Origin of the sequence: Streptomyces sp. NPDC049597 (assembly GCF_040675505.1) — a bacterium.
In the GTDB taxonomy this organism is placed as follows: Bacteria; Actinomycetota; Actinomycetes; order Streptomycetales; family Streptomycetaceae; genus Streptomyces.
The window spans coordinates 118,189-130,458 of sequence record NZ_JBFAOY010000007.1; the positions used below are offsets into that span (position 1 = coordinate 118,189).

General features: G+C 69.8%; 12 protein-coding genes and 1 pseudogene. 1 reads left to right on the top strand and 12 read right to left on the bottom strand.

Annotated elements, in window-relative coordinates; all coding sequences use genetic code 11:
• Both AB0K02_RS11115 and AB0K02_RS11120 read right to left on the bottom strand, forming a co-directional pair.
• Positions 1-606: a hypothetical protein gene (locus AB0K02_RS11115; protein WP_365992086.1), complete on the bottom strand. Its 606-nt coding sequence runs from the start codon at positions 604-606 to the stop codon at positions 1-3.
• A gap of 167 nt (positions 607-773) precedes the next feature.
• Positions 774-2,228 carry an NAD(P)/FAD-dependent oxidoreductase gene (locus AB0K02_RS11120; protein ID WP_365992087.1) on the bottom strand — a complete coding sequence of 485 codons (1,455 nt, stop codon included), beginning with the start codon at positions 2,226-2,228 and terminating at the stop codon, positions 774-776.
• A 296-nt stretch (positions 2,229-2,524) separates the two neighbouring features.
• On the opposite strand from AB0K02_RS11120, the gene AB0K02_RS11125 reads away from it, so the two are divergent.
• A complete protein-coding gene (locus AB0K02_RS11125) occupies positions 2,525-4,168 on the top strand; it encodes a long-chain fatty acid--CoA ligase (protein ID WP_365992088.1) in 1,644 nt (547 codons plus the stop codon).
• Here AB0K02_RS11125 and AB0K02_RS11130 read toward each other — a convergent pair.
• From AB0K02_RS11130 to fabG, 10 genes and pseudogenes are all read right to left on the bottom strand, one after another.
• Entirely contained in the window at positions 4,165-4,491 is a 327-nt protein-coding gene (locus AB0K02_RS11130; protein ID WP_365992089.1) for a hypothetical protein, read from the bottom strand. The two genes, AB0K02_RS11125 and AB0K02_RS11130, sit on opposite strands and share 4 nt — an antisense overlap.
• A 234-nt stretch (positions 4,492-4,725) precedes the next feature.
• The gene (locus AB0K02_RS11135) at positions 4,726-5,142 is read right to left on the bottom strand and encodes a hypothetical protein (protein WP_365992193.1); all 417 of its coding nucleotides are present in this window, start codon (positions 5,140-5,142) and stop codon (positions 4,726-4,728) included.
• Between the two features lie 45 nt (positions 5,143-5,187).
• Positions 5,188-6,245: pseudogene (locus AB0K02_RS11140) on the bottom strand (AMP-binding protein); the annotation flags it as partial.
• A 61-nt stretch (positions 6,246-6,306) separates the two neighbouring features.
• Positions 6,307-6,438 (bottom strand): hypothetical protein, encoded by a 132-nt coding sequence (locus AB0K02_RS11145; RefSeq protein ID WP_365992090.1) that lies wholly within the window; start codon positions 6,436-6,438, stop codon positions 6,307-6,309.
• Positions 6,435-7,559, bottom strand: a complete 1,125-nt coding sequence (locus AB0K02_RS11150) for an acyl-CoA dehydrogenase family protein (RefSeq protein ID WP_365992091.1) — start codon at positions 7,557-7,559, stop codon at positions 6,435-6,437. The genes AB0K02_RS11145 and AB0K02_RS11150 overlap by 4 nt, the downstream gene beginning before the upstream one ends.
• Positions 7,556-8,752, bottom strand: coding sequence for an acyl-CoA dehydrogenase family protein (locus tag AB0K02_RS11155; RefSeq protein WP_365992092.1), 1,197 nt, complete (start codon positions 8,750-8,752; stop codon positions 7,556-7,558). The genes AB0K02_RS11150 and AB0K02_RS11155 overlap by 4 nt, the downstream gene beginning before the upstream one ends.
• On the bottom strand, positions 8,749-9,981 hold the full coding sequence (locus tag AB0K02_RS11160; protein WP_365992093.1) for an acyl-CoA dehydrogenase family protein: 1,233 nt from the start codon (positions 9,979-9,981) through the stop codon (positions 8,749-8,751). Before AB0K02_RS11160 ends, AB0K02_RS11155 begins: the two co-directional genes overlap by 4 nt.
• Entirely contained in the window at positions 9,981-11,024 is a 1,044-nt protein-coding gene (locus AB0K02_RS11165) for a phosphotransferase family protein (RefSeq protein ID WP_365992094.1), read from the bottom strand. The genes AB0K02_RS11160 and AB0K02_RS11165 overlap by 1 nt, the downstream gene beginning before the upstream one ends.
• Positions 11,021-11,473 (bottom strand): MaoC family dehydratase, encoded by a 453-nt coding sequence (locus AB0K02_RS11170; RefSeq protein ID WP_365992095.1) that lies wholly within the window; start codon positions 11,471-11,473, stop codon positions 11,021-11,023. Before AB0K02_RS11170 ends, AB0K02_RS11165 begins: the two co-directional genes overlap by 4 nt.
• A gap of 26 nt (positions 11,474-11,499) precedes the next feature.
• On the bottom strand, positions 11,500-12,258 hold the full coding sequence (fabG, locus tag AB0K02_RS11175; RefSeq protein ID WP_365992096.1) for a 3-oxoacyl-ACP reductase FabG: 759 nt from the start codon (positions 12,256-12,258) through the stop codon (positions 11,500-11,502).
• Positions 12,259-12,270: the final 12 nt, after the last annotated feature.

Genomic DNA, 12,270 nt, shown 5'->3' on the forward strand with positions numbered 1-12,270 from the left:
TCAGCCACCGAATCTCACCTTCCAGTGCGCGCCGCACATGGCCGACAGTTGCGCCACGCTGCCGACGACGGTGACGCCGAGCGCGAGGCCGAACACAAAGGAATCACCGCGACCGCTGAACACCGTCGACAGCGCCTCTGCGGGGCCATGCACCTCGTACGCCCCCGAGCCCTCGCCGAAGCGGACCTCCTGCTCCTCGGTCGAGCAGACAACGCGGAGCCCCTCGGGGAACCCCTCCGAGCCCTGGTTCGCCGCCCAGAAGGACGACGCGGCATCACGCCACTCGGGGAGCGGCGGGTCCAGAAGCGTCGCGACGGCCTCGGCGAGCGGGTCGGGCGTCTCGGCCAGCGCGTACTCGGTAAAGGGGACGAGGGGGATCGCCTCGACGCCCGCGTCCACGCCGTGGTGGACGTCCACGCCGCAGTCGGCGAAGACCAGGGTCGCGGCCTGGGCGTCCAGCCCCGATCGCAGGGCCACGGTGCCGGTCAGCCCCGTGAGGAGGTCACGGAGTTCGGGAACCGCCGCGCTCTCGCGCAAGACCCTCGCCAGCGAGAGTACGAGCGGAGTCGGATCCGCCTCGACCTCGATTCTCACAGCGCCACTCATGGGCACTCACCTCAATCATTCGCGGCCGAACACGGGGTGCCGGCGCCCTCCACAGAATCCCGATCAAATGACTTGCACACTTGACTGAGTCGTTTGACTTGAACGTAGTCTCGGTGAAGCGTGGGCGTCAATCACATGGAGGCAAAGAAATCGCTCCTTGCCGGGCGCTATGCGAAGCGCAGGACGCCGTCCTCGAAAGGCGCGCTCAGCAGGTCCTTCAGCTGCTCGTGGACCTGGGGATTGATCCACGGCTCGCGGTCGCCCTGGGCCGGCATGTCATCCATGTGGCGCACGAGGTAGCCCGAGGAGACGTCCTTCATCCAGGGCCCGCGCGGCATGCCCTGGTCCTCGTCGCGCAGCACAGGCGTCACGACCGCCGCGCCCAGCTCGTCCATCCTGGTGAGCAGCGAGCTCCAGAACCGGTTGACCAGTTCGAGGCGGAGCGTCCAGGAGGAGTTGAGGTAGCCGAAGGCCATCAGGAGGTTCGGGACCCCGCTGAACGCGACCCCCTTGTAGGTGACGGTCTTCGAGAAGTCGATCGGCTCACCGCCCACGCTGAACCGGATCTTCCCCAGCGTGACGAGTTTCAGGCCGGTCGCGGTCACGATCACGTCGGCCGGGACCTCCTCGCCGGATGTCATACGAAGGCCACTCTCGGTGAACGTCTCGATGTGCCCCGTCACCACTTCGGCCTTGCCGTCACGGATGGCATGGAAGAGGTCCCCGTTGGGCACCAGGCACAGGCGCTGATCCCAGGGCTCGTAAGTCGGGGTGAAGTGCCTCTCCCGGCAGTCGCGGCCGACGATCTTCTCTATGTCATCGAAGAGGGGCTTCTTGAAGGCCTGGGGATCCATGCGTGCGAACTGGTACCTCGCTTGCTGGTCCTGGAGGTTGCGCAGCCGGATCCGCGTGAACGCCTCCTCGCCGCCTATGTCCGCGCGTAGCCGGTTGGCCTCCTCGTCGACATCGGAGTCGATGGCCACGTAGGAAGGCGACCGCTGCACCATCGTGACCTTCGACGCGGTCCGGGCGAGGGCCGGGACCAGGGTGATCGCGGTGGCACCGGATCCGATGACGACGACCCGCTTTCCGGCGCAGTCGAGGTCGGCCGGCCACTGCTGGGGGTGGACGATCGATCCGCGGAATGCCGCTTGGCCGGGGAACTCCGGCTTGTGGCCGCCGTCGTGGTCGTAGTAGCCCGCGGCCATGTAGAGGTAGGAGCAGGCGACGCGTTCGCGACCGGTGGGGCCCGCGACCTCCAGGATCCAGGAGCGGTCGCCCTGCGACCAGTCGGCACCGACAACCCGGCGCCCGAGGCGGATGTGCTGCCCCAGCCCGTACTCGTCGACGGTCTCCTTCAGGTAGTCGAGGATGGCCTCACCCGAGGCGATCGACTTCTCGGCGGTCCACGGCTTGAAGCCGTACCCCAGCGTGAACATGTCGCTGTCGGAGCGGATCCCGGGGTACCGGAACAGGTCCCACGTGCCCCCGACGTCGTCGCGCGCCTCGAGCATGACGAACGACCGCCCGGGGTGCGTCGCCGTCAGTTCGACCGCCGCCGCGATGCCTGAGAGGCCGGCGCCGACGATCACCACGTCGACGCGCTCAATGGTCTGGTCCATAAGGGTCACTTCCCACCTTGTTCACACGATGCGTTTCAGCACGTCGGACCAGCCCGGCATCACGTGCCCGGACTTCCCGGCCACCCTTCGGCAGGGCGTTGCGACGGCCTCGCGAAGTTGAGTAGAGTCATTTGACTAGATCTGATGCCTGAGTCAATTGGCCAACATGATGGTAGCCAGGCTCTCCGGGCCAGCGTCAACCCCTGCCGAGTCGATCGCGTCCTCCGCCGCCGGGGAGGACCAGCTGCCGCGCACTCGAATGCCGACACGGCGACCTCCCACCCAAGGAGCAAGAAATGCTGAGCACGATGCAGGACGGGCCACTGTCGCTCGCCAATTTGCTGCGCTACGCGGCCTCCGTGCACGCAGACGCCACCGTCACCACCTGGACGGGCGGGGCGGCACGCCGGCGCACGTTCGGTGAACTGGGCACACGGGCCGCCCGACTGGCGAACGCCCTGCGCGGCCTGGGCGTCGGGCCTTCCGACCGCGTGGCGACGTTCGTGTGGAACAACACCGAGCACATGGAGGTCTACGCCACGGTCCCCGCCATGGGCGCGGTTCTTCACGCCCTGAACATCCGCCTGTTCCCCGAGCAGCTCGTGTTCACGGCCAACCACGCCGAGGACCGTGTGGTGTTCGTGGACGGGTCACTCGCTCCCGCTTTCGAAGAGGTACTCCCCCGGCTTCACACCGTGCGTCACGTGATCGTCGTGAACGGTGACGCGGCCGGCTTCCGCGTGCCTCGGGGGGTCGAGGTCCACGACTACGAGCCCCTCCTCGAGGCGCAGCCCGCCGTGTACGACTTCCCCGTGCTGGACGAACGCTCAGCTGCAGCGATGTGCTACACCTCGGGCACCACGGGCGACCCCAAGGGCGTGGTGTACTCCCACCGTTCGCTCGTCCTGCACGCGATGCACGTGACCACTCCGGCCGCGATGGGGCTGGCGACGAGCGACACATGTCTGGCGATCGTGCCGATGTTCCACGTCAACGCCTGGAGCCTGCCGTTCGCGTCCATGCTCTCCGGCGCGTCACTCCTCATGCCCGACCGCTTCCTGCAACCCGAGCCGCTGCTGGCCATGATGGAAGCGGAGCGACCGAGCTCCGCCGCTGCCGTACCGACCATCTGGACGGGGCTCGCCGCGAGGCTCGCGACCCACCCGCAGGACATCAGCCACCTTCGCGAAGTCGTCGTGGGAGGCTCGGCCATGCCGCCCACGCTGATGAAGACCTTCGAGGAGCACCACGGGGTCAAGGTCGTCCACGGTTGGGGGATGACCGAGACCTCGTCCGTGGGCACAGTGGCCCACCCGCCGGCCCGCGCGACCGGTGAAGACCGGTGGCGCTACAGGATGAGCCAAGGACGGTTCGCGCCGCTGGTCGAGTTCAGGCTCAAGGGCGACGACGGCACCCCCGTGCCCCACGACGGTGAGTCGCTCGGCGAGCTGGAGGTGCGAGGGCCCTGGATCACGGGCTCCTATTACAGCCCGGACGACGAGCCGGTCGAAGCCGGCGCCTTCGACGACGGATGGCTGCGGACCGGCGACGTGGGCCGGATCAGCCCCGACGGATTCCTCACCCTCGTCGACCGGGCGAAGGACGTCATCAAGTCCGGCGGCGAATGGATCTCCTCCATCGACATGGAGAACGACATCATGGCGCATCCCGCCGTCGCCGAGGCGGCCGTCTTCGGCGTCCCCGACGAGCGCTGGGACGAACGGCCCTGCGCGGCCGTCGTCCTGAGGAACGGTGAAGGTGAACCGACCGACGCCGCGGCACTGAGGGAACACCTGACCGAGAACTGGGCCAAATGGCAGCTCCCGGAACGCTGGGCCTTCGTCGCCGAGATCCCCAAGACCAGCGTGGGGAAATTCGACAAGAAGGTCCTCCGTCGTCAGTACGCCGAAAGCCGGCTCTCCTTCATCCACCTGGATTAGGGCTGCGCCCCACCGACAGGTGCGTAGGCCTTCAGCATCGCGCAGGCGGTCGCCGTGTCGCGCAGCCTGCGCTGCTTGTCGCCGTTCGTGAGCATCTGCAGCGGAGAGCCCGTCGACCAGGGATAGACCCGCAGCACCGAGTGGAGTTTCTCGTCCTGGAGCGGTACGTCGACCTGGCGCAGGACGGCCTCCGACGACTTGAGAAAGGCGTCGTAGAAGCCGACGGAAAGCTCAGAGTCGTAGCGGTCGGCCCAGACTGTGACCTCGATCATGGCCCGCACCCGGACGGGGTTCTCCACACTCCACTGCATGGCGCTCGTCAAGCGCCGCTCTATCACGTGCCCCAGACTCGCGTTCTCGCCCTCCGGCACTATCGACGTCGCGCACACTGCGACGCCCCGGAGACGGTCGGGGCGTCGTTGGCGGCGGAGATCCAGGTGTTGTTCCCTCATCTGGACGAGCAGCAGCGCCGTCTGGCCAGTCGCCACGGCCCCGGCATGCCGAGCATGCCGGGGCCGTGGCGACGAGTGCGTCCGCGGAGGTCAAGGCGGCGGCGCTCAGCCGCGAAGTTCTCGCTTGAGGATCTTCCCGGTCGGGCCCTTGGGCAGCTCGGTGAGGAGCCGGACCTCACGGGGGTACTTGTAGGCGGCGAGCCGCTCCTTGCAGTAGGCCACCAGCTCATCGCTCTCGGCGATCTCGCCCCGCTTGAGCGCGATGTACGCGAGCACCTCCTCGCCGAGCCGCTCGTCCGGCCGACCGACGACCGCTGCCTCCGCCACGGCCGGGTGGGCGTAGAGCACCTCCTCTATCTCGCGGGGGTACACGTTGTAGCCCCCTCGGATGACCAGGTCCTTCAACCGGTCGACGACGAACAGGTAGCCGTCCTCGTCCCGGTAGCCCAGGTCGCCGGTGTGGAACCAGCCGTTGCGGACCACCTCCGCCGTGGCCTCGGGCTTCTTGTAGTAGCCCTTCATGACGTTGTGCCCGCGGACCACGATCTCCCCGACGTGCTCCTCGCCCGGTGGCAGCTCCTTGTCGTCCGCATCCACCACCCGGACCTCCCCCCCCAGATCGGCCTGCCGACCGAGAGCACCTTGCGCCGCTCCGCGTCGATGTTGAACGTCACGGTGCTCGCCGTTTCCGACAGGCCGTAGCCCTCCAGGACCACCACGCCCGGGAACTTCTCCTCAAAGGCCTGGATCACCTCACCAGGCATCGAAGCGCCGCCCGAGATGCCCGCCCGCAGGCTCGACAGGTCCCGCCCTGCGGTGTCCAGCTGCAGCAGGGCGACGTACATCGTCGGAACACCGGAGAACACCGTGCAGCGATGCCGCTCGATCGCGTCCGCCACAGCCCCGGCCTCGAAGCGCGGGACCAGCACCAGGCCGCCGCCGTACCGTACGGCGATGTTCAGCACGCTGGAGAGCCCGAAGACGTGGAACAGCGGCAGTACCGCCACCGCGATGTCGTCGGCGGAGAAGCCGAACAGCTCCCCGGAGACCGTGCAGTTCATATGGAGCTGATAGTGCGTCAGCTCAGCGCCCTTCGGCTTGCCGGTGGTGCCGCTGGTGTAGAGCAGCACCGCGGTGTCGTCGGCCATCGTCGGGTGGATCTCCCGCGAGTCCTCGGCCGCGTAGAGCTCGTCGAAGTGCCGCGTCCCCTCGGGCCGTACGTCGCTGCCCGGGGCGTTCACGACGTACGTCGGCACCTCGCCGGCCGCTCGAGCGCCCCGGAACGCCGCCTCGGCGAACTGCTCGAAGGTGAGCAGCAGCTTCGCGTTACTGTCCGCCAGCTGGTAGGCGATCTCGTGGGCGGTGAGCAGCGGGTTCAGCGGCACCATGACCAGCCCGGCCTTGAGGATGCCGAAGTAGCCGAACAGGAACTGCGGAAGGTTCGGCAGCTGCACCGCCACCTTGTCGCCCGGCTCCAGGTCCAGTCCGAGCAGACCGGCGGCGACCCGCCCCGAGATCTCGTCGACCTGGGCGTAGCTGAAGGACTGGTCGCCGAAGTGCACCAGGGCCTTGTCCGGGGTGGCCGCGGCGGACTCGCGGAGCGTGGTGGCGAGGTTGAAGGACATCGTGGGTTCGCTTTCGATGGTCGATCGGTCGTGGGAGGGTTCAGCGACCCTTCAGCGGCCTTCAGCGGGCCTCGAAGATCCGGCGCGGCACATCGTGCGAACACCTGCGTCGTACGAAGACGTGCTCGTGCATGAGCGTCACCCCGAGCTCCCCGCTGTCGACGGGGCCCCGGACGGTCCGGATCTCGGTCATCGTGCCCCCTGCTGGGCGAGAGTTCGCGTGGCGGCGGGCAGGTCTACGAGTCCCGCCAGGTGCGCGCGGTGAGCCCCCGGCGTGCCGAACGCGATCTGGTCGGCCTTCGCGCGCTTGAGGTAGAGGTGGGCGGGGTGCTCCCAGGTCATGCCGATGCCGCCGTGCAGCTGCACCGCCTCCTCGGCGGCCTTCACGGCCACATCGCTGCAGTAGGCCTGGGTCACCGCGGCCGCCACGGCCGCGTCCTCGTAGCCGGCCGCGAGCGTCGCCGCGGCGTACCGGGCGGCGGCGGCCGCCGACTCGACCTCGGTGAACAGGTCCGCCAGCCGGTGCTTGAGCGCCTGGAACCCGCCGACCGCCCGGCCGAACTGGCGGCGCTCCTTGAGGTAGCCGATCGTCGTGGTCAGGCACCACTGGGCCACGCCGAGCTGCTCGGAGGCGAGCAGCGCCGCCCCCGCCTCGAGGGCACGCCGGACGGCGGCCGCACCGTCGGCGACGACCAGCTCACCGGCCACGCCGTCGAGGGTGACGTCGGCGAGCTGCCGGGTCATGTCGAGGGAGAGCACCGGCGCGACGCCGGCCTCGGCGGCGTTCACCGCGTACACCGCGACGCCCTCACCGGTCGCGGCGGGCACGAGCAGGACGTCGGCCTCGAGGGCTCCGGCGACGCTCGTGACGGTGCCGGTGAGCCGACCGTCCGCGTCGACTCGCACCAGCTGAAGGGCGCCGTCGGGGGCCGTCGAGAGCGGTGCGGCGAGCGCGGCGGTCCGCTCCCCCGCGGCGAGCGAGGCGAGGAGGTCACCCTCGGCGTCGAGTAGGACCGTGGTCGCGACCACGGCGCTGGTGAGGAACGGTACCGGGGCCACCGTGCGGCCCAGCTCCTCCAGGACGACCGCGGCTTCGCGGGCCGACGCGCCGGCACCGCCGCGCTCCTCCGGCACCAGCAGTCCGGCCAGGCCCAGATCGACGGCCAGCGCCTTCCACAGTCCGTCGACGAGCGACCGGTCGCCGTCGTACACGGCCGTCACCGCGGTCGGGTCGCAGTGGTCGGCGAGCAGGTCGCGTACGGAGGCGCGCAGGTCGTCCTCGACGTCGGTGTAGAGCAGGTCGAGATCGCTCATCGGGCGAGCTCCTTCCAGGGGATGTCCTTGTCGACGCGCGGCTCGGCGGGGAGGCCGAGGACCCGCTCAGCCACGATGTTGCGCAGGATCTCCGAGGTGCCGCCCTCGATCGAGTTGCCCTTGGCGCGCAGGTAGCGGTAGCCGGCGTCGCGGCCGGTGAAGTCGACCTTCTCCGGCCGCACCAGGGTCCAGTCGGAGTAGCGCAGCCCGTCCTCGCCGAGCAACTCCAGCTCCAGCCCGGTCAGATCCTGGTTGAGCCGGGCGAAGGTCAGCTTCATCGCCGAGCCAGCCGGGCCGGGCTGGCCGATCGCGAGCTGTTGCCGCAGCCGCTGGCCGGTGAGCCGGGCGACCTCCGCCTCGACCCACAGCCTCATCAGCCGGTCGTGCAGCTCGGGGGTGCGGCGGTCCGGATGGTCGCGCCAGGTCTGCGCGACGACACCGACCATGCCGCCCTCGCGGGGTGCGGCGTCGCCGCCGATGGCCACCCGCTCGTTGTTGAGCGTGGCGTTGGCGACCTTCCAGCCCTCACCCTCGGCGCCGAGCCGCTGGCTGTCGGGGATCCGCACGTCGGTGAGGAAGACCTCGTTGAACTCCGCCTCGCCGGTGATCTGGCGCAGCGGCCGGACGTCGACGCCGGGGTCGGTCATGTCGCACAGGAAGTAGGTGAGGCCGCCGTGCTTGGGCACGTCCGGGTTGGTGCGGGCGACCAAGATCGCGAACCGGGCGTTGTGGGCGCCCGAGGTCCACACCTTCTGGCCGTTGACCACCCAAGTGTCTCCGTCGCGGACCGCCCGGGTGGCGACCGCGGCGAGGTCGGAGCCGGCGCCGGGCTCGCTGAACAGCTGGCACCACACCTCCTCGCCGGTCCACAGCGGCTTGAGGAACCGCTGCTTCTGCTCCTCCGTGCCGAAGGCCAGGATCGTGGGGGCCGCCATGCCCAGGCCGATGCCGTTGGCGTGCCGGTTGTTGTCCGGTGCCCCGGCCGCCTCGAAGAGGCGGTCCACCTCGGGCTGCAGGGCCCGGGGCAGGCCGAGTCCGCCGTGTCCCTCGGGGAAGAAGACCCAGGCCAGCCCGGCGTCGTACCGCGCCCGGAGGAACGCCAGCCGGTCGGTGGCCTGGGGGACGTGGGCGGCGAGGAAGTCGGCGACACGGCGCCGCAGGTCCTCGTACACGGCCGTTTCGTCGGTGGTCATCGGGCCTGCCTTTCGGTGGCCTGGCGGCGCAGCTCGTTGCGGGCCAGGGCGTTCTTATGCACCTCGTCCGGTCCGTCGGCGAAGCGCAGCGTGCGGATGTTGGCGTAGGCGCCGGCCAGCGGGAAGTCCTGGGAGAGTCCACCGGCACCGTGCACCTGGATGGCCTTGTCGAGGATCCATTGCACGGTGGCCGGGGTGGCGATCTTGATCGCCTGGATCTCGGTGTGGGCGCCCTTGTTGCCGACGGTGTCCATCAACCAGGCGGTCTTGAGGATCAGCAGCCGCAGCTGCTCGATCTTCACCCGGGACTCGGCGATCCAGTCACGGACGACGCCCTGCTCGGAGATCGGCTTGCCGAACGCGACGCGCTCGTCGGCTCGGGCGCACATCAGCTCGATGGCCCGCTCGGCGACGCCGATGGAGCGCATGCAGTGGTGGATCCGGCCGGGGCCCAGGCGGGCCTGGGCGATGGCGAAGCCGTCGCCCTCGCCGCCGACCAGGTTGGCCGCGGGGACCCGTACATCGTGGAACTCCAGCTCGGCGTGGCCGCCATGGTCGTGGTCGTCGTATCCGAGCACCTCCATGCCGCGCTTGATCTCCAGCCCGGGAGTGTCGCGCGGGACGAGGATCATCGACTGCTGGCGGTGCCGGTCGGCGGTGGGATCGGTCTTGCCCATCACGATGAAGATCCGGGCGTTGGGGTTCATCGCGCCGGTGATCCACCACTTGCGGCCGTTGACGACGTACTCGTCGCCGTCGCACTCGATGCGGGTGGCGATGTTGGTGGCGTCGGAGGAGGCGACGTCGGGCTCGGTCATCGCGAACGACGAGCGGATCTCACCGGCGAGCAGCGGTTCGAGCCACTCCTTCTTCTGCTCCTCGGTGCCGAACATCGCCAGCACCTCCATGTTCCCGGTGTCCGGCGCCGCGCAGTTGAGGACCGCCGGCGCCAGGCGGCCGCTGCGGCCGGTGATCTCGGCGAGCGGGGCGTACTGCAGGTTGGTCAGCCCGGCGCCGTGGTCGCCGGGGAGGAACAGGTTCCACAGCCCGCGGCGGCGCGCCTCGGCGCGCAGCTCGGCGAGCACGGGAACCGAGTCCCAGGCCCAGCGGTTCTCGAGCTTCCCGAGCTGCTCGTGGAAGACCGGCTCGGCCGGGTGGACGTGGGTGTCCATGAAGTCCAGGAGGCTGGCGCGCAGCTCCTCGGTCCTGGCATCGAGAGTGAAATCCATCAGCGGTGCTCCTTCAGTGCGGTGAGTCCGGCGTCGAGCAGGGGGTGGACGACCTTGCCGACGTGCTCGAAGCCCGCGCCGACGGTCTGGCCGTGCAGATGGCGGTAGTGGATGCCCTCGAGGATCGCGGCCAGCTTGAACGACGCGAGCCCGAGGTAGAAGCCGAAGCGGGACAGGTCGCGGTCGCTGCGGGCGGCGTACCGCTGGAGGGTCTCGTCCTCGGTGAGGAAGCCGGGTGCCGACGCGGCGTCGGCCACCGCGCTTCCGCCGAGCAGCGTGCCGAGCCGCTGGTAGAGCACCAGCAGGGCCAGGTCGGTCAGCGGGTCGCCGAGGGTGGCCATCTCCCAGTCGATGACCGCGGCCGGCCGGTCGCGGTCATCGGTGAGGACGTTGTCGAGCCGGTAGTCGCCGTGCACGATGCCCGGTGCCGACTCCGGAGCGACGTCGGCGGCGAGCCGGGCGTGCAGCTCGTCGGCGGCCGACAGGTCGCGGCAGTAGGACGCGTCGAGCTGCTTCTTCCAGCGGCCGACCTGCCGGGCGAGGAAGCCCTCGGGCCTACCGAAGTCGGCCAGGCCGACCGCGGCCGGGTCGACCTCGTGCAGGGTGGCCAGGGTGTCCACCAGCCCGGTCGAGATCGCGCGGGTCCGCTCGGGGCCGAGCGGCGCGAGCTCGGACGCGTGCCGGTACGGCGTCCCGGCGACCCGTTCCATCACGTAGAACGGGGCGCCCAGCACGTTGGTGTCCTCGCACAGGGCGTAGGTCGTGGGCACCGGCACCTCGGTGTCCTGCAGCGCCGACATCACGCGGTACTCCCGGGCCATGTCGTGCGCGGTCGCCAGCACGTGCCCGAGCGGCGGCCGCCGGACGATCCAGGCCTGCCCGGTCCCGTCCGTCACCTCGTAGGTGAGGTTCGACTTGCCGCCGGCGACGAGCCGCGCCGTCAGATCCCCGCCGGCTCCGGGCACCGACGAGGAAAACCAGTCGGTGAACCGGGCCAGGTCGAGACCGGGCAGATCGCTGCAACCAGTGGTCGCGTTCGTCATGGCACCAGGATGCTGACGGTCTCGACGACGCAAACGGGCTTGTCGCCGCCCTCGCGCTCGATGGTGACCTTCGCGGTGAGCTGGTGGCCACCGCCGCCGGGCACCAGTGAGACCAGCTCGACGCCGGCCCGCACCCTGGAGTCCACTGACACCGGCGAGGGGAAGCGGAGCTTGTTGGCGCCGTAGTTGACGCCCATCGTCAGGCCCTCGACTTTGTAGACCTGCCAGACCAGCATCGGCACCAGCGACAGGGTGAGGTATCCGTGCGCGATGGTGCTGCCGAACGGGCCCCGTGCCGCCTTCTCGGGGTCGACGTGGATCCACTGGTGGTCGCCGGTAGCCTCGGCGAAGGTGTCGATCTGCTGCTGGGGGACGGTGTGCCAGTCGGAGTACCCGAGGTGGGTGCCGACCGCCTTCTCCAGCTCCTCGATGCCATGGAAGACCTTCATCGTCTGCTCCTCTCTCTGCGGCCCGGTCAGGCCTTCGGCCCGCCGGCGACGTACAGCACCTGGCCGGACACGAAGCCGGCCCCCTCGCTGACGAAGAAGGACACTGCGTGGGCGATGTCCGCGGGCCGGCCGGTGCGGGCGACCGGGATCTGCGACGCGGCGGCCTTCTTGAACTCCTCGAACGGCATGCCGACCCGCTCCGCGGTGGCGGCGGTCATCTCGGTCTCGATGAACCCCGGGGCGATCGCGTTCGCGGTGACGCCGAACTTGCCGAGCTCGAAGGCGAGGGTCTTGGTGAAGCCCTGCAGACCGGCCTTGGCTGCGGCGTAGTTGGCCTGGCCTCGGTTGCCGAGCGCCGAGGTGCTGGACAGGCTGACGATCCTTCCCCAGCCGGCCTTGGTCATGTAGCCCTGGACGGCGCGGGTCATGAGGAAGGAGCCGCGCAGGTGCACGTTCATGACCGCGTCCCAGTCGTCGGCGGTCATCTTGAACATCAGGTTGTCGCGGATGATGCCGGCGTTGTTGACCAGCACAGTGGGCTCGCCCAGCTCCTTGGCGATCCGATCCACGGCAGCCTGCACGCCCTGCTCGTCGGCGACGTCGACGCCGACGGCCAGCGCTCGGCCGCCGGTGGCCTCGATCTCCTCGGCGACCGGCTTGCAGGCCGCCTCGTCCAGGTCGATGACGGCGACGGCGAAGCCGTCCGCGGCGAGCCGCTTCGCGACGCCGGCGCCGATGCCGCGGGCCGCTCCGGTCACGACGGCGGTGCGGGTAGTGGTGGTCATGGGGTCACTCCT